Raw genomic sequence first — 15,814 nt, forward strand, 5'->3', positions numbered from 1 at the left:
TCATTATTAGAAAATTCCATTAGGAGAGCCCAATGAGCTTCTTTATCCCCGCCGCCTACGCGGACGCAGCAGCCCCCGCCGCCGGCCCAGCCGGTACCGGCTTCGAGTGGATCTTCCTGGTCGGCTTCCTGGTCATCTTCTACCTGATGATCTGGCGCCCGCAGGCCAAGCGTGCCAAAGAGCAGAAGAACCTGCTGAGCAACCTGCAAAAAGGTGACGAAGTTGTCACCAACGGTGGCATCGCCGGCAAGATCGTCAAGGTTGCCGACGACTTCGTGGTCCTGGAAGTGTCCGACAATGTCGAGCTGAAGTTCCAGAAGGGCGCCATTGCCGCGACCCTGCCAAAAGGTACGCTCAAGGCTATCTGAGTTACCGGTTTCATTTTTCCAGTCGGGGCGCGCAAAGCGCCCCGCGTCTTGAACGGGCGGCGTGATGCTGAACAAATACCCTTTGTGGAAATACCTGCTGATCGTGGTGGTACTGGCGGTCGGCTTCATTTATTCCGCACCCAACCTCTACCCGGATGATCCGGCGGTGCAGATCAGCGGCGCCAGTTCCGCCCTGCATGTCAGCCAGGCCGATCTCGATCGCGTCACCAAGGCGCTGACCGATGCCGGCATCACCGTCAAAGGCGGCAGCCTGGGCGAGAAGGGCAGTGCCCTGGTGCGCCTGACCAACCAGGAAGACCAGCTGCCGGCCAAGGATGTGGCGCGCAAGGCTCTCGGTGACGACTATGTCGTGGCCCTGAACCTGGCCCAGACCACGCCGCAGTGGCTGCGCAACCTGGGTGCCAGCCCGATGAAGCTCGGCCTGGACCTGTCCGGTGGTGTGCACTTCCTGCTGGAAGTGGACATGGACAAGGCCATGACCGCGCGCATGAAAGTCTACGAAGGCGAGGTCAAGACCTTGCTGCGCAAAGAGCGCGTCCGCTACCGCAGCCTGCCGCAGCAGGACGGCGGGATCATGCTGGGCTTCGCCGACGATGCTACCCGCGAACAGGCCCGCAGCCTGATCCGCAAGAATTTCAGTGATTTCGACCTGACCACCACCGAGCGCAACGAGCTCGCCGTGTTGCGCCTGGCGCTGACCCAGGCCAAGGTCGCCGAGATCCGCGAATACTCCATCAAGCAGAACCTGACCACCGTCCGCAACCGTGTGAACGAGCTGGGCGTGGCCGAGCCGCTGGTGCAGCGCCAGGGTGCCAACCGCATCGTGGTCGAGCTGCCGGGCGTGCAGGACACCGCCGAAGCCAAGCGTATCCTCGGCAAGACCGCCAACCTGGAGTTCCGCTTCGGCGCCGAGCCAGGCGCGTCCAAGGCCACCACCGAGGTGTTCGAGTTCCGCGAAGGCGGCCGCTCCGCTCCGGTCGAGCGCGGCCTGATCATCACCGGTGACCAGGTCACCGACGCCCAGGCCAGCTTCGACGAGCACGGTCGCCCGCAGGTGAACATTCGCCTCGACGGCCATGGCGGCGAGCTGATGAGCCGCGCCACGCGCAGCAACGTCGGCCGCAGCATGGCGGTGATCTTCATCGAGCAGAAGCCGGTGACCCGCTACCAGAAACAGGTGGTCGACGGCGTCGAGAAAGAAGTCGCGGTGCAGACCTTCCAGGAAGAGAAGAAGATCATCAGCCTGGCGACCATCCAGTCGCCGCTGGGCAGCCAGTTCCGCATCACCGGGCTGAATGGCCAGGGCGAGTCCTCCGAACTGGCCCTGCTGCTGCGGGCCGGTGGTCTGGCCGCGCCGATGTACTTCGCCGAAGAGCGCACCATCGGCCCGAGCCTGGGTGCCGACAACATCACCAAGGGTATTGACGCATCCCTGTGGGGCATGCTGTTCGTCTCGCTGTTCATCATCGCCATCTATCGCGCCTTCGGCGTGCTGGCGACCATCGCCTTGGCGGGCAACATGGTCCTGCTGTTGGCGCTGATGTCGCTGCTGGGGGCCACGCTGACCCTGCCGGGTATCGCCGGTATCGTGTTGACCATGGGTATGGCGGTGGACGCCAACGTGCTGATCTTCTCGCGGATCCGCGAAGAGATCGCCGCCGGCATGTCGGTGCAGCGCGCCATCCACGAAGGTTTCAACCGCGCCTACTCGGCGATCGTCGACGCCAACCTGACCACCTTGCTGGTCGGCGGCATCCTGTTCGCCATGGGTACTGGTCCGGTCAAGGGCTTCGCGGTCACCATGTCCCTCGGGATTTTCACCTCGATGTTCACCGCCGTCATGGTGACCCGCGCACTGGTCAACCTGACCTGTGGCGGGCGTGACATCAAGAAGCTGTGGGTTTGAGGGAGCTGCGATGAAAACCATCAACTTCATGGGCGTGCGCAATGTCGCGTTCGCCATCACCGTGCTCCTCACCGTGCTGGCGCTGTTCAGCTGGTGGCACAAGGGCCTGAACTTCGGCCTGGACTTCACCGGCGGCACGCTGATCGAGCTCACCTATGAGCGTCCGGCAGACCTGGAGAAGGTGCGTACCGAGCTGGTTGGCTCCGGCTTCCACGATGCCGTGGTGCAGAGCTTCGGCGCCACCACCGACCTGCTGGTGCGCATGCCGGGCGATGATCCACAGTTGGGCAACCGCGTGGCCGAGGCGCTGCAGAAGATCGGTGGCGATAACCCGGCCACGGTCAAGCGCGTCGAGTTCGTCGGCCCTCAGGTGGGCGAGGAGCTGCGTGACCAGGGCGGCCTCGGCATGCTCCTGGCCCTGGGCGGCATCCTCATCTACCTGGCGTTCCGGTTCCAGTGGAAGTTCGCGGTCGGCGCGATCATCTCGCTGATCCACGACGTGGTGGTCACCCTGGGCATCCTGTCGTTCTTCCAGATCACCTTCGACCTGACGGTGCTGGCGGCGGTGCTGGCGATCATCGGCTATTCGCTCAACGACACCATCGTGGTGTTCGACCGGGTGCGCGAGAACTTCCGCGTGCTGCGCAAGGCCTCGCTGATCGAGAACATCAACATCTCGACTACCCAGACCCTGCTGCGGACCGTCGCCACCTCGGTGTCGACCTTGCTGGCCATTGCCGCGCTGCTGTTCTTCGGCGGTGACAACCTGTTCGGCTTCTCCCTGGCGTTGTTCATCGGCGTCATGGCGGGTACCTACTCGTCGATCTACATCGCCAACGTGGTGCTGATCTGGCTGAACCTGAGCAGCGAAGACCTGATCCCGCCGGTCAAGGCCGAGGGTGTGGACGAGCGCCCGTAAGGCTTCGCCCCACGCCGTCTGGCGTAAAGAGAGGCGCGAGTGTTGAACTCGCGCCTTTTTTTTTGCTCCAAGGCTGGGAGAAGGCGGGCCCTATGCCCGCGGGTACGATCAGGAGGTTCACGTGAACAAATCAATGCTGGTGGGTGCGGTTCTGGGTGCTGTCGGTGTGACTGCCGGAGGTGCTGTGGCGACCTACAGCTTGGTGAACAAGGGGCCTGAGTACGCCCAGGTCACTGACGTGCAGCCGATCAAGCAGCAGGTGAAGACGCCGCGCGAGGTCTGCAAGGACGTCACCGTGACGCGTCAGGCGCCGGTCAAGGACCAGCACCAGATCGCCGGTACGGTGGTCGGCGCCATCGCTGGTGGCCTGTTGGGTAACCAGATCGGCGGCGGTACCGGCAAGAAGATTGCCACCGTGGCCGGTGCGGTCGGCGGCGGCTATGCCGGCAACAAGGTGCAGGAGGGCATGCAAGAGCGTGACACCTACACCACCACGCAAACCCGTTGCAACACGGTCAATGACATCAGCGACAAGGTCGTGGGCTACAACGTGACCTATTCCATCGGTGATCAGGTCGGCAAGGTGAAGATGGATCATGAGCCGGGCTCGACCATCCCGCTGGACAAGAACGGCAAGCTGATCCTGAGTCAGAACCAGCCGGGGCAGTGAGCCTTTTGCGGATTCATCTCATGGAACTGTTCGCACCGTGATGATTTAGCAGGAACAGCGTGGGAGCGGGCTTGCCCCGCGATGCGGTGTATGGCACCGGCTTTGCCGGTGATCGCGGGTCAAGCCCGCTCCCACGCTGGTGATTTCCTAAAAACGGCGGCACAAAAAAAGCACCTCGAGAGGTGCTTTTTTTGTGCTCGCAATCGGCGCTTAGCGCTTCATGTGTTCCGGCAGGTGCGGCTGGATGGCAGTCAGCACGGCCTTGAAGCACTTGATGTTGCCCGCGACGATGTGGCCTTTCTCGAGGAATTCGTGGCCACCGTTGAAGTCGCTGACCAGGCCGCCCGCTTCCTGGATCAGCAGCACGCCTGCGGCCATGTCCCACTCGGACAGGCCCGACTCCCAGAAGGCGTCGAAGCGGCCGGCGGCGACATAGGCCAGGTCCAGGCTGGCGGAACCGGCGCGGCGGATGCCGGCGGTCTGGCCGGTCAGGGCGCGGAACATGCCCAGGTAGTTGTCCAGGTCGGCCATCTGGCTGTCACGGAACGGGAAACCGGTACCCAGCAGGGCGCCTTCCAGGCTGGTGCGCGAGCTGACGCGCAGGCGACGGCCATTGATCTGGGCGCCACGGCCACGGCTGGCGGTGAATTCTTCCTGGCGAACCGGATCGACGATCACGGCGTGCTCGAGGCGGCCGCGGTATTTGCAGGCGATGCTGACAGCGAAGTGCGGCACGCCACGCAGGAAGTTGGTGGTGCCGTCCAGTGGGTCGATGATCCACAGATAGTCCTTGCCTTCCTCGCCAGTGCCGGCGTGCAGGCCAGTTTCTTCGCCCTGGATGGAGTGGTTCGGGTAGGCCTTGCGCAGGGCTTCGACGATGACCTTCTCGGCGGCGCGATCAACCTCGGACACGTAGTCCTTGGCCTGCTTTTCGTCGACTTTGATGCTGTCCAGGCGTTCGATGGAGCGGAAAATCAGTTCACTGGCGCTGCGAGCGGCGCGCAGGGCGATATTCAGCATAGGCTGCATGGGAAGGTCACCTGGAGATGTTAAAGAGGAAAGCCGGCCATTCTAGCAGAAATCTTTGACGACAGAAGTGTCACATTTGCTTTCATGGCGTTACGCTGGTCGGTTCTGTAAGATCGAACCCTCCTTTTTCTGCATCCGAGAGCACGACACCTTGCTGCAAAATATTCGTGTTGTCCTGGTCAATACCAGCCACCCCGGCAACATCGGCGGCGCTGCGCGTGCCATGAAGAACATGGGCTTGTCGCGCCTGGTGCTGGTGCAGCCGAAAGAATTCCCGGCCGCCGATGCCTCGGCGCGCGCCTCGGGTGCCGACGACGTGCTGGCCGGCGCCCAGGTGGTCGAAAGTCTCGAGCAGGCGCTGGTCGGCTGCAGCCTGGTCATGGGCACCAGCGCCCGCGAGCGCAGCATTCCCTGGCCGCTGATCGGCCCGCGTGAGTGCGGCACCAAGGCGGTGGAGCACGCCCTGGGCGGTGAGGAAATCGCCCTGGTGTTCGGTCGCGAACACGCCGGCCTGACCAACGAAGAACTGCAGCGATGTCACTTCCACGTGCACATTCCCTCCAATCCCGACTTCAGCTCGCTGAATCTGGCCGCCGCGGTCCAGGTGCTCGCCTACGAGGTGCGCATGGCCTCGTTGGCGGTGCCGGACGCGGCGCCCAAGGTCGAGAAGGCGGACGCCAATGAACTGGCGACCATGGACGAAATGGAGCTGTTTTATGACCACCTGGAAAAAACCCTGGTGGACATCGGCTTCCTCGACCCTGCCAAGCCCAAGCACCTGATGCCGCGCATGCGTCGGCTGTATGGGCGCAGCTCGGTCGAGCGTACGGAAATGAGCATTTTGCGCGGCATCCTCACCGAGACCCAGAAAGTTGTCCGGGGCGAGCCGCATAAACGGAAGGACTGAACGATGTTCGAGCGTCTGCGTGAAGATATTCAAAGTGTTTTCCATCGTGACCCCGCCGCGCGCAATGCCTTCGAGGTGTTGACCTGCTACCCGGGCATGCACGCCATCTGGCTGCACCGCCTGGGCAATGCCCTGTGGAAGCGCGATTTCAAGTGGCTGGCGCGCCTGGTGTCGAACTTCGGCCGCTGGCTGACCGGTATCGAAATCCACCCGGGCGCGACCATCGGCCGGCGCTTCTTCATCGACCATGGCATGGGCATCGTCATTGGCGAAACCGCCGAGATCGGCGACGACGTGACCCTCTACCAGGGTGTCACCCTCGGTGGCACCAGCTGGAACAAGGGCAAGCGTCACCCGACCCTGGAAAACGGCGTCGTGGTCGGTGCCGGGGCCAAGGTGCTGGGCCCGTTTACCGTGGGCGCCGGGGCCAAGATCGGCTCCAACGCGGTGGTTACCAAGGCGGTGCCGGCCGGCGCCACGGCGGTAGGCATCCCGGGGCGGATCATCGTCAAGACCGAGGATGACGCCGTCGAGGCCAAGCGCAAGGCCATGGCCGAGAAGATCGGCTTCGACGCCTATGGCGTCAGTGGCGACATGCCGGACCCGGTGGCGCGCGCCATCGGCCAGATGCTCGACCACCTGCAGGCCGTCGACGAGCGCCTGGAGGGCATGTGTGGCGCGCTGACCCGGATGGGCAGTGACTACTGCGCCAAGGAGCTGCCGGCACTGCCCGACGACGACTTCGCCGAGGCCTGCGTCGAGCTGAAGCAGGGCGACACTCGGTCGCATTGATTGCGCCGGCCCGATACAAGGGGCGTGTGCTCGCGCCCCTTGTCTGCTACACTCGCGGCCGCCTCCCGCATGCATACCCGACTAAAGCACTAGGTCTTATAGTTGACTTAAATGCTCGGGAATCGCATACTCGCACACATCCTGTAACTCCCGTGGTACCCATACGCCATGCGACTGACTACCAAAGGCCGATACGCCGTGACCGCCATGCTTGACCTGGCGTTGCACGCGCAGCAGGGGCCGGTGTCTTTGGCCGATATTTCCGAGCGCCAGGGCATTTCCCTCTCTTATCTGGAACAGCTGTTCGCCAAGCTGCGCCGCAGCAGCCTGGTATCCAGCGTTCGCGGCCCAGGCGGCGGCTACCAGCTGTCGCGAGGCATGGAAACCATCCAGGTGGCCCAGGTCATCGACGCGGTCAACGAATCGGTCGATGCCACCCGTTGCCAGGGCCTGGGGGATTGCCACGCCGGTGATACCTGCCTGACTCACCACCTGTGGTGTGACCTGAGCCAGCAGATCCATGAATTCCTCAGTGGCATCAGCCTGGCCGACCTCGTCATGCGCCGCGAGGTGCAGGAAGTCGCCCAGCGCCAGGACCTGCGCCGTGTCGCAGGCCGAACCGCCCAGCTGGACAAGATTGAGACGTCCGCCGTCGACTGAAATTGCAGCGACGAGCGACGCCACCGCCTGATAGGAGATACTCAATGAAGTTGCCGATCTACCTCGATTACTCCGCGACCACGCCGGTCGATCCCCGTGTCGCCCAGAAGATGGCCGAGTGCCTGCTGGTTGACGGGAACTTCGGTAACCCGGCCTCGCGCTCCCACGTGTTCGGCTGGAAAGCCGAGGAAGCAGTCGAGAACGGCCGCCGCCAGGTCGCCGAGCTGATCAACGCCGATCCGCGCGAGATCGTCTGGACCAGCGGTGCCACCGAGTCCGACAACCTCGCCCTCAAAGGCGTGGCGCACTTCTATCAGACCAAGGGCAAACACATCATCACCTCCAAGATCGAGCACAAGGCGGTCCTGGATACTGCTCGCCAGCTTGAGCGTGAAGGTTTCGAGGTCACCTACCTCGAGCCGGGTGAAGACGGCATCGTCACCCCGGCGATGGTCGAAGCCGTCCTGCGCGACGACACCATCCTGGTCTCGCTGATGCACGTGAACAACGAAGTCGGCTCGATCAACGACATCGCCGCCATCGGCGAACTGACCCGTTCGCGCGGTGTACTGTTTCATGTCGACGCCGCGCAGTCGGCCGGCAAGGTCGAGATCGACGTGCAAAAGCTCAAGGTCGACCTGATGTCGTTCTCCGCGCACAAGGTCTACGGCCCCAAAGGCATCGGCGCGCTGTACGTCAGCCGCAAGCCGCGCGTGCGCCTGGAAGCCATCATTCACGGCGGTGGCCATGAGCGCGGCATGCGTTCGGGCACCCTGCCGACCCATCAGATCGTCGGCATGGGCGAAGCCTTCGCCATTGCCAAGCAGGAAATGGCCGCTGAAAACGTGCGCATCAAGGCCCTGAGTGACCGCTTCTTCAAGCAGGTCTCGGACCTCGAAGAGCTGTACGTCAACGGCAGCCAGACCCAGCGCGTGCCGCACAACCTGAACCTGAGCTTCAACTACGTCGAAGGCGAGTCGCTGCTGATGTCGCTCAAGGACATCGCTGTTTCGTCCGGTTCGGCCTGCACCTCCGCTTCGCTCGAGCCGTCCTACGTCCTGCGCGCCCTGGGCCGCAACGACGAGCTGGCGCACAGCTCGATCCGCTTCTCCTTCGGTCGCTTCACCACCGAGGAAGAAGTCGACTACGCCGCGCAGAAAGTCTGCGAGGCCGTCAACAAGCTGCGCGAATTGTCGCCGCTGTGGGACATGTACAAAGACGGCGTCGACATCTCCAAGATCGAGTGGGCCGCCCACTAAGCAGTCGCCGGCAAGAGCGGCTCCCTGATGAGGAAGGAATTGCACCATGGCATACAGTGAAAAGGTCATCGACCACTACGAAAACCCGCGCAACGTCGGCAAGATGAACGCCGACGATCCGGATGTCGGTACCGGCATGGTCGGCGCCCCGGCCTGCGGTGACGTGATGCGCCTGCAGATCAAGGTCAACGAGCAGGGCGTCATCGAAGACGCCAAGTTCAAGACCTACGGTTGCGGTTCGGCCATCGCCTCCAGCTCCCTCGCCACCGAGTGGATGAAGGGCAAGACCCTGGACGAGGCCGAGACCATCAAGAACACCCAGCTGGCTGAAGAGCTGGCATTGCCGCCGGTCAAGATCCACTGCTCCGTGCTCGCCGAAGATGCCATCAAGGCCGCTGTTCGCGATTACAAGCAGAAGAAAGGCTTGGTCTAAGTCGACTGCGAGGTAAGGAGTTCCGATGGCTATCAGCATGACAGAAGCCGCCGCCAACCACATTCGCCGCTCCCTCGACGGGCGCGGCAAGGGTGAGGGCATTCGCCTGGGCGTGCGCACCACCGGCTGCTCGGGCCTGGCCTACGTGCTGGAGTTCGTCGACGAGCTCGCCGCCGAAGACCAGGTGTTCGAGAACCATGGCGTGAAGGTCATCATCGACCCGAAAAGCCTGGTGTACCTCGATGGCACCGAGCTGGACTTCGTCAAGGAAGGGTTGAACGAAGGTTTCAAGTTCAACAACCCCAACGTGCGCGGTGAGTGTGGCTGCGGCGAAAGCTTCAACGTTTGAGGCTGGCTGTGGGTACTCTTTGCCATTTCGCCCTGTTCGACCTGCAACCGGCTTTCCGCCTGGACCTCGACCAACTGGCCGTTCGCTATCGCGAACTGGCCCGTGAGGTCCACCCTGACCGCTTCGCCGACGCTTCCGAGCGTGAGCAGCGTGTCGCCCTGGAAAAGTCCGCAGCATTGAACGACGCCTACCAGACCTTGCGCAGCGCGCCGCGTCGCGCCCGTTACCTGCTGGCCATCGGTGGCCACGAAGTGCCTCAGGAAGTCACGGTGCATGACCCGGACTTCCTGCTGCAGCAGATGCAGTGGCGCGAAGAGCTCGAAGAGTTGCAGGACGAAGCCGATCTTGACGGTGTTGGTGTGTTCAAGAAGCGCCTCAAGGGGGCCCAGGACGCACTGAACAATGACTTCGCCGACTGTTGGGACGATGCAGCCCAGCGCGACAAGGCCGAACGCCTGATGCGCCGCATGCAGTTCCTCGACAAGCTCGCCCAAGAAGTGCGCCAACTCGAAGAGCGCCTCGACGATTAACCCCGGCGTCGCCCGTGATGACGCCTAAGGTACTCAGATAAGCATGGCCCTACTGCAGATCGCCGAACCCGGTCAGAGCCCTCAACCGCACCAGCGCCGCCTGGCGGTGGGCATTGACCTGGGCACCACCAATTCTCTCGTCGCCGCCGTGCGCAGCGGGCGCAGCGAGCCGCTGCCCGATGACCAGGGCCAGGTGATCCTGCCCTCGGCCGTGCGTTATCTCGAAGGCCGCAATGAAGTGGGCCAGGCTGCCCGCGATGCCGCCTCCAGCGACCCGTTGAACACCATTCTGTCGGTCAAGCGCCTGATGGGGCGCGGCCTGGCCGACGTCAAGCAGCTGGGCGAGCAACTGCCGTACCGTTTCGTCGGTGGCGAGTCGCACATGCCGTTCATCGACACCGTCCAGGGCCCGAAGAGCCCGGTGGAAGTGTCGGCCGATATCCTCAAGGTGTTGCGCCAGCGCGCCGAGGACACTCTCGGTGGCGAGCTGGTGGGCGCGGTGATCACCGTGCCGGCATACTTCGACGATGCCCAGCGCCAGGCGACCAAGGATGCCGCCAAGCTGGCCGGCCTCAACGTCCTGCGCCTGCTCAACGAGCCCACTGCGGCGGCCGTGGCCTATGGCCTGGACCAGAATGCCGAAGGGCTGGTGGCGATCTACGACCTGGGCGGCGGTACCTTCGATATTTCCATCCTGCGCCTGACCGGCGGTGTCTTCGAAGTGCTGGCCACCGGTGGCGATACTGCCCTGGGCGGCGATGATTTCGACCACGCCATTGCCGGCTGGATCATCGAGCAGGCGGGGCTTTCCTCCGACCTCGACCCGGCCACCCAGCGCCAGCTGCTGCAGGCTGCCTGCGCGGCCAAGGAAGCCCTGACCGACGCCGACGTGGTCGGGGTCAGCCACGGCGCCTGGCAGGGCGAGCTGAGCCGGGTGGCTTTCGACGCCATGATCGAGCCATTGGTCGCCCGCAGCCTCAAGGCCTGCCGTCGTGCCGTGCGTGACAGCGGCGTCGAGCTCGAAGAAGTCGGCGCGGTGGTCATGGTCGGCGGTTCGACCCGCGTGCCACGTGTGCGCGAGGCGGTCGGCGCACTGTTTGGCCGTACCCCGCTGACCTCGATCGACCCGGACCAGGTGGTGGCCATCGGTGCCGCGATCCAGGCCGACACCCTGGCTGGCAACCGTCGCGAAGGCGGCGAGCTGTTGCTGCTGGACGTCATCCCGCTGTCGCTCGGCCTCGAGACCATGGGCGGGCTGATGGAGAAGGTGATCCCGCGCAACACCACCATCCCGGTGGCCCGCGCCCAGGAGTTCACCACCTACAAGGATGGCCAGTCGGCCATGATGATCCACGTGCTGCAGGGTGAGCGCGAGCTGATCAGCGATTGCCGCTCGCTGGCACGCTTCGAGCTGCGCGGCATCCCGGCGATGGTGGCCGGTGCGGCGAAGATCCGTGTGACCTTCCAGGTCGACGCCGACGGCCTGCTCAGCGTCGCGGCCCGCGAGCTGGGTTCGGGCGTGGAATCGAGCATCCAGGTCAAGCCATCGTATGGCCTGACCGACGGCGAGATCGCCCGCATGCTCAAGGACTCGTTCGAGCATGCCGGCTCCGACAAGCACGCGCGCCAGTTGCGCGAGCACCAGGTCGACGCCGAGCGCCTGCTCGAAGCGGTGCAGGGCGCCCTGGACGCCGATGGCGAACGCTTGCTCAGCAGCGACGAGCGCGAAGCGATCGAATTCCAGATGCAGGAACTACGTGATTTGCTGAGCGGCACCGATGGCGCTGCCATCGAGCAACAGACCAAGCGTCTGTCGCAGGTGACCGATGCATTTGCCGCCCGTCGCCTTGATTCGACGGTCAAAGCCGCACTGGCCGGGCGCAACCTGAATGAGATCGAGGAGTAATCGATGCCGCTGGTGACATTCCTGCCGCATGAGAAGTTCTGCCCCGAAGGGCTGACCGTGGAAGTGCCGTCCGGGACCAATATCCTGGAGCTGGCCCACGACCATCACATCGAGATGGAAAGCGCCTGCGGCGGCGTCAAGGCCTGCACCACCTGCCATTGCATCATCCGCAAGGGCTTCGACTCCCTTGAGGAGGCCGATGAGCTGGAGGAAGACATGCTGGACAAGGCCTGGGGCCTGGAGGCGCAATCGCGCCTGGGTTGCCAGGTGGTCGTCGGCGATGAGGACCTCACCATCGAGATCCCCAAATACTCGCTCAACCACGCCGCAGAAGCGCCGCACTGAGGTTTTGTACATGAGTCTGAAATGGGTTGATGTACTTGAGATCGCCATCCAGCTTGCGGAAAGCAAGCCTGAGGTCGATCCTCATTACGTGAATTTCGTCGATCTGCGCGCCTGGGTGATGGCGCTGCCTGAATTCGATGACGATCCGTCGCGTTGCGGTGAGAAGGTTCTCGAGGCCATCCAGGCGGCCTGGATCGAAGAAGCCGACTGAGCGCACGCTGCAGGTTAGGCAATCCCCTGGAACCCGCGTATAATTCGCGGGTTTAATTTTTCGCAACACTCAATATTCTGGAGTTTTCCATGGCTGTTCAACGTACTTTCTCCATCATCAAGCCTGACGCCGTTGCCAAGAACGTCATCGGCGAGATCACCACTCGCTTCGAGAAAGCCGGCCTGCGCGTCGTCGCTTCGAAAATGAAGCAGCTGTCCAAAGCCGAAGCCGAAGGCTTCTACGCTGAGCACAAAGAGCGCGGCTTCTTCGGTGACCTGGTTGCCTTCATGACTTCGGGCCCTGTTGTTGTGCAGGTTCTGGAAGGCGAAAACGCCATTCTGGCCAACCGTGAGCTGATGGGCGCCACCAACCCTAAAGAAGCTGCTGCCGGCACCATCCGTGCTGACTTCGCCGAGTCGATCGACGCCAACGCTGTTCACGGTTCGGACTCCGAAGCCGCTGCCGCTCGCGAAATCGCTTACTTCTTCGCTGCTACCGAGGTAACCACTCGCTAAGCGAAGGCTTACGAGTGAGGGTGAATCCATGACGACATCGACTGACAAGATCAACCTGCTGGGGCTTACCCTGGCGGAAATGGAACAGTTCTTCGACTCAATCGGGGAGAAGCGCTTCCGTGCCGGTCAGGTGATGAAATGGATTCACCATTTTGGCGTCGATGATTTCGCCGCCATGACGAACGTCGGCAAGGTCTTGCGCGAAAAGCTCGAGGCCGTTGCCGAAATTCGGGGCCCGGAAGTGGTCAGCGAAGACATTTCCGCCGACGGCACCCGCAAGTGGGTGATCCGCGTTGCCTCCGGCAGCTGCGTCGAGACCGTCTACATCCCCACCGACGATCGCGGCACGCTGTGCGTGTCGTCGCAAGCCGGCTGCGCCCTGGACTGCAGTTTCTGCTCCACCGGCAAGCAAGGCTTCAACAGCAACCTCACCGCCGCCGAAGTGATCGGCCAGGTGTGGCTTGCGAACAAATCCTTCGGGACCGTCCCGGCCAAGATCGACCGCGCGATTACCAACGTGGTCATGATGGGCATGGGCGAGCCCTTGCTGAATTTCGATAATGTCATCGCGGCCATGAAGATCATGATGGAAGATCTGGGCTATGGCATTTCCAAGCGGCGCGTCACCCTGTCCACCTCGGGCGTGGTGCCGATGATCGACGAGCTGGCCAAGCACATCGATGTGTCCCTGGCCCTGTCGCTGCACGCGCCGAACGACGAGCTGCGCAACAAGCTGGTGCCGATCAACAAGAAGTACCCGCTGAAGATGCTGCTGGAGTCGTGCATGGGCTATATGTCCACCCTCGGCGGCAAGCGCGTGCTCACCATCGAGTACACCCTGCTCAAGGACGTCAACGACCAGCCCGAGCACGCCGCGCAGATGATCGAACTGCTGCGCGATGTGCCGTGCAAGATCAACCTGATCCCGTTCAACCCGTTCCCGCATTCCGGCTATGAGCGGCCGAGCAACAATGCCATCCGCCGCTTCCAGGACCTGTTGCACCACGGCGGCTTCAACGTGACCACGCGCACTACCCGCGGTGACGACATCGACGCCGCGTGCGGTCAGCTGGTGGGCCAGGTCAACGACCGCACTCGCCGCAGCGAGCGCTACATCGCGGTGCGCCAGTTGGCCGCCGACGAGCCGCAAGACAGCGCCGCGCGCCCCTGACGAGCATCTGCCCCATGAGCCTGCGCATCGCGCTGTCGATCCTGACGCTTTCGCTGCTGGCCGGCTGCGTGTCCGGAGGCGCGGGCGACCCCCTGGCCAACCGCCAGGGGCGCGAGGCGGCGGGGCAGGCCTATGTACAGTTGGGCTTGGGTTATTTGCAACAAGGTTTGACCGAACGCGCCAAGGCCCCTCTGGCCAAGGCCCTGGCCCTCGACGCCCGCGACGCCGATGCCCATGCCGCGCTCGCCCTGGTGTTCCAGGCCGAGGATGAGCCCGCCCTGGCCGGCGAACATTTCGACAAAGCCCTGGCCATCCGCCCGGATGACACGCGAATCCGTAACAACTACGGCAGTTTCCTATATGCTCAGGGCCGTTTCGACAAAGCCCACGCGATGTTCCTCCAGGCCGCCGCCGATACCCTGTATCCTGAGCGTTCGCGCGTCTACGAGAACCTCGGGCTCACCGCCTTGAAGCGGGGGCAGGGCGATCAGGCCCGCGAGTACCTGGAAAAGGCCCTTCGGCTGAATCAGCGGCAACCGAAGGCTTTGCTCGAAATGGCTGAGTTGTCCTACGAAAACAGGCATTATGTGCCGGCCCGGAATTACTACGATCGATTCAGCCAGCTGAGCGACCAGAATGCCCGCAGCCTGCTGCTGGGCCATCGCCTGGCACTTGCCCTTGACGAGCAGGGCACCGCTGCCCGCTTGGGCCAGCAATTACAACGACTTTATCCCGGTACGCCGGAATATCAGCAATACCTGTCGGAGCAACGATGAAAGCCGCGCACACTGAAGTAGCAGCAGCGACTCGCCAGAACCCCGGTGACGTCTTGCGCCAGGCCCGCGAAAAACGCGAATGGAGCCAGGCCGAGGTCGCTCGCAAGCTCAACCTCACGGTATCTTCGCTGAACAACCTGGAAAACGGCGCCTTCGACAAGCTGCCCGGGCATACCTTCGCCCGTGGCTACATCCGCGCCTACGCCAAGCTGATGGACATGGACCAGGCGCCCCTGGTCGAGGCCTTCGACCAGATCACCGGGACCCATGCCAAAGGCAGTGAGGTGCACGCGCTCGGCCGTATCGAAGAGCCGGTGCGCCTGTCGCACAACATCCTGCGCGTGGTCAGCCTGTTGCTGCTGGTCGCCGTGGTCGGCGGCGGTTTCTTCTGGTGGCAGGACCAGAGCAACCTGCGCGGCAAGGACCTGGCCAAGATCGCCCTGGAGCACGTCGAGGTCGAGAGCGCCGACGGCACCACGCAGATTCACCCGCTGGACGAGCCGGAAGACCAGGCCGTGAGCGAGGGCCAGCAGGCCGAAGGCCAGGCCCTGCCGCTGGAACCGAACAGCGCCGAGCAGACACCGGTCGCCGAGGCCCAGGCGCCAGTCGCCTCCGTGGCACCTGCAACGCCAGCCACCAGCACCGCGCCGACTGCCGCCGCGCCTGTGGCACCGGTTGTCGCGCCAGCCGCGCCTGCCGTGGTCACCCCCGCCGCGCCTGCCGCCGCCGCGCCAACCACAGCCGTCGCGGCCACCGCTGCGGTCGCACCGGCTGCGCCCGCTGAAGCCACGCCGGCCCCGGCCGGGAGCGCCAAGGTTCATATCCAATTCACCGCCGATTGCTGGACCCAGGTCACCGACGGCAACGGCAAGGTGCTATTCAGCGCCATCAAGCGCAAGGGCGACAGCCTGGAACTGACCGGCAAGCCACCGTTCGCGGTGCGCCTGGGCTTCGCCCGCGGCGCCCAGGTGAGCTACAACGGCCAGGCGGTCGATGTCGCCCCGTTCACCAGTGGCGAAACCGCTCGCCTGAAGTTGGGACAGTAAG

At 63.6% G+C, this 15,814-nt stretch carries 19 protein-coding genes; 18 read left to right on the top strand and 1 reads right to left on the bottom strand.

Annotated elements, in window-relative coordinates; all coding sequences use genetic code 11:
• Window positions 1–32 precede the first annotated feature (32 nt).
• The 4 genes from yajC (at window position 33) to DFS21_RS07705 (ending at window position 3,884) form a co-directional block, all read left to right on the top strand.
• Window positions 33–368 carry a preprotein translocase subunit YajC gene (yajC, locus tag DFS21_RS07690; RefSeq protein WP_023629280.1) on the top strand — a complete coding sequence of 112 codons (336 nt, stop codon included), beginning with the start codon at window positions 33–35 and terminating at the stop codon, window positions 366–368.
• Between the two features lie 64 nt (window positions 369–432).
• Window positions 433–2,295 (top strand): protein translocase subunit SecD, encoded by a 1,863-nt coding sequence (secD, locus tag DFS21_RS07695; protein ID WP_110699954.1) that lies wholly within the window; start codon window positions 433–435, stop codon window positions 2,293–2,295.
• Between the two features lie 10 nt (window positions 2,296–2,305).
• Window positions 2,306–3,214, top strand: coding sequence for a protein translocase subunit SecF (secF, locus tag DFS21_RS07700; protein ID WP_102682082.1), 909 nt, complete (start codon window positions 2,306–2,308; stop codon window positions 3,212–3,214).
• Between the two features lie 121 nt (window positions 3,215–3,335).
• Entirely contained in the window at window positions 3,336–3,884 is a 549-nt protein-coding gene (locus DFS21_RS07705) for a glycine zipper 2TM domain-containing protein (protein WP_102682081.1), read from the top strand.
• Window positions 3,885–4,094: 210 nt separating this feature from the next.
• Here DFS21_RS07705 and suhB read toward each other — a convergent pair whose 3' ends face one another.
• The gene (gene suhB, locus DFS21_RS07710; protein WP_046854248.1) at window positions 4,095–4,913 is read right to left on the bottom strand and encodes an inositol-phosphate phosphatase; all 819 of its coding nucleotides are present in this window, start codon (window positions 4,911–4,913) and stop codon (window positions 4,095–4,097) included.
• Between the two features lie 151 nt (window positions 4,914–5,064).
• Between suhB and trmJ the strand changes: the two genes are divergently transcribed.
• From trmJ to DFS21_RS07780, 14 genes are all read left to right on the top strand, one after another.
• Complete coding sequence (trmJ, locus tag DFS21_RS07715; RefSeq protein WP_111532089.1) at window positions 5,065–5,820, top strand: tRNA (cytosine(32)/uridine(32)-2'-O)-methyltransferase TrmJ; 756 nt, start codon at window positions 5,065–5,067, stop codon at window positions 5,818–5,820.
• Window positions 5,821–5,823: 3 nt separating this feature from the next.
• A complete protein-coding gene (cysE, locus tag DFS21_RS07720; protein WP_023630640.1) occupies window positions 5,824–6,612 on the top strand; it encodes a serine O-acetyltransferase in 789 nt (262 codons plus the stop codon).
• 168 nt (window positions 6,613–6,780) lie between these two features.
• Window positions 6,781–7,272, top strand: coding sequence for a Fe-S cluster assembly transcriptional regulator IscR (gene iscR / locus DFS21_RS07725; protein ID WP_023630639.1), 492 nt, complete (start codon window positions 6,781–6,783; stop codon window positions 7,270–7,272).
• A 44-nt stretch (window positions 7,273–7,316) separates the two neighbouring features.
• Window positions 7,317–8,531 (top strand): IscS subfamily cysteine desulfurase, encoded by a 1,215-nt coding sequence (locus tag DFS21_RS07730; protein WP_023630638.1) that lies wholly within the window; start codon window positions 7,317–7,319, stop codon window positions 8,529–8,531.
• 46 nt (window positions 8,532–8,577) lie between these two features.
• A complete protein-coding gene (gene iscU, locus DFS21_RS07735; protein ID WP_023630637.1) occupies window positions 8,578–8,964 on the top strand; it encodes a Fe-S cluster assembly scaffold IscU in 387 nt (128 codons plus the stop codon).
• A gap of 25 nt (window positions 8,965–8,989) precedes the next feature.
• Window positions 8,990–9,313 (top strand): iron-sulfur cluster assembly protein IscA, encoded by a 324-nt coding sequence (gene iscA, locus DFS21_RS07740; protein ID WP_023630636.1) that lies wholly within the window; start codon window positions 8,990–8,992, stop codon window positions 9,311–9,313.
• Window positions 9,314–9,321: 8 nt separating this feature from the next.
• Entirely contained in the window at window positions 9,322–9,843 is a 522-nt protein-coding gene (hscB, locus tag DFS21_RS07745; RefSeq protein WP_102682078.1) for a co-chaperone HscB, read from the top strand.
• Window positions 9,844–9,886: 43 nt separating this feature from the next.
• Complete coding sequence (gene hscA / locus DFS21_RS07750) at window positions 9,887–11,749, top strand: Fe-S protein assembly chaperone HscA (protein WP_111532090.1); 1,863 nt, start codon at window positions 9,887–9,889, stop codon at window positions 11,747–11,749.
• 3 nt (window positions 11,750–11,752) lie between these two features.
• Window positions 11,753–12,094: an ISC system 2Fe-2S type ferredoxin gene (gene fdx / locus DFS21_RS07755; protein WP_046854253.1), complete on the top strand. Its 342-nt coding sequence runs from the start codon at window positions 11,753–11,755 to the stop codon at window positions 12,092–12,094.
• A gap of 10 nt (window positions 12,095–12,104) precedes the next feature.
• Entirely contained in the window at window positions 12,105–12,305 is a 201-nt protein-coding gene (gene iscX / locus DFS21_RS07760; RefSeq protein ID WP_102682076.1) for a Fe-S cluster assembly protein IscX, read from the top strand.
• 89 nt (window positions 12,306–12,394) lie between these two features.
• Window positions 12,395–12,820 (top strand): nucleoside-diphosphate kinase, encoded by a 426-nt coding sequence (gene ndk, locus DFS21_RS07765; protein ID WP_023630072.1) that lies wholly within the window; start codon window positions 12,395–12,397, stop codon window positions 12,818–12,820.
• Window positions 12,821–12,848: 28 nt separating this feature from the next.
• Entirely contained in the window at window positions 12,849–13,991 is a 1,143-nt protein-coding gene (gene rlmN / locus DFS21_RS07770; RefSeq protein WP_102682075.1) for a 23S rRNA (adenine(2503)-C(2))-methyltransferase RlmN, read from the top strand.
• A 14-nt stretch (window positions 13,992–14,005) separates the two neighbouring features.
• On the top strand, window positions 14,006–14,767 hold the full coding sequence (gene pilW, locus DFS21_RS07775) for a type IV pilus biogenesis/stability protein PilW (protein ID WP_110699947.1): 762 nt from the start codon (window positions 14,006–14,008) through the stop codon (window positions 14,765–14,767).
• A complete protein-coding gene (locus DFS21_RS07780) occupies window positions 14,764–15,813 on the top strand; it encodes a RodZ family helix-turn-helix domain-containing protein (RefSeq protein ID WP_111532091.1) in 1,050 nt (349 codons plus the stop codon). The genes pilW and DFS21_RS07780 overlap by 4 nt, the downstream gene beginning before the upstream one ends.
• The last annotated feature ends 1 nt before the right edge of the window (window position 15,814 follow it).

The organism is Pseudomonas sp. 2848 (assembly GCF_003253945.1).
Taxonomy (GTDB): Bacteria; Pseudomonadota; Gammaproteobacteria; order Pseudomonadales; family Pseudomonadaceae; genus Aquipseudomonas.

What these genes read in the sequence shown, in the direction of transcription:
- yajC (WP_023629280.1), top strand. Translation starts at nt 33, where the DNA reads ATGAGCTTCTTTATCCCCGCCGCCTACGCGGACGCAGCAGCCCCCGCC.
- secD (WP_110699954.1), top strand. Translation starts at nt 433, where the DNA reads ATGCTGAACAAATACCCTTTGTGGAAATACCTGCTGATCGTGGTGGTA.
- secF (WP_102682082.1), top strand. Translation starts at nt 2,306, where the DNA reads ATGAAAACCATCAACTTCATGGGCGTGCGCAATGTCGCGTTCGCCATC.
- suhB (WP_046854248.1), bottom strand. Translation starts at nt 4,913, where the DNA reads ATGCAGCCTATGCTGAATATCGCCCTGCGCGCCGCTCGCAGCGCCAGT.
- cysE (WP_023630640.1), top strand. Translation starts at nt 5,824, where the DNA reads ATGTTCGAGCGTCTGCGTGAAGATATTCAAAGTGTTTTCCATCGTGAC.
- iscR (WP_023630639.1), top strand. Translation starts at nt 6,781, where the DNA reads ATGCGACTGACTACCAAAGGCCGATACGCCGTGACCGCCATGCTTGAC.
- DFS21_RS07730 (WP_023630638.1), top strand. Translation starts at nt 7,317, where the DNA reads ATGAAGTTGCCGATCTACCTCGATTACTCCGCGACCACGCCGGTCGAT.
- iscU (WP_023630637.1), top strand. Translation starts at nt 8,578, where the DNA reads ATGGCATACAGTGAAAAGGTCATCGACCACTACGAAAACCCGCGCAAC.
- iscA (WP_023630636.1), top strand. Translation starts at nt 8,990, where the DNA reads ATGGCTATCAGCATGACAGAAGCCGCCGCCAACCACATTCGCCGCTCC.
- hscA (WP_111532090.1), top strand. Translation starts at nt 9,887, where the DNA reads ATGGCCCTACTGCAGATCGCCGAACCCGGTCAGAGCCCTCAACCGCAC.
- fdx (WP_046854253.1), top strand. Translation starts at nt 11,753, where the DNA reads ATGCCGCTGGTGACATTCCTGCCGCATGAGAAGTTCTGCCCCGAAGGG.
- iscX (WP_102682076.1), top strand. Translation starts at nt 12,105, where the DNA reads ATGAGTCTGAAATGGGTTGATGTACTTGAGATCGCCATCCAGCTTGCG.
- ndk (WP_023630072.1), top strand. Translation starts at nt 12,395, where the DNA reads ATGGCTGTTCAACGTACTTTCTCCATCATCAAGCCTGACGCCGTTGCC.
- rlmN (WP_102682075.1), top strand. Translation starts at nt 12,849, where the DNA reads ATGACGACATCGACTGACAAGATCAACCTGCTGGGGCTTACCCTGGCG.
- pilW (WP_110699947.1), top strand. Translation starts at nt 14,006, where the DNA reads ATGAGCCTGCGCATCGCGCTGTCGATCCTGACGCTTTCGCTGCTGGCC.
- DFS21_RS07780 (WP_111532091.1), top strand. Translation starts at nt 14,764, where the DNA reads ATGAAAGCCGCGCACACTGAAGTAGCAGCAGCGACTCGCCAGAACCCC.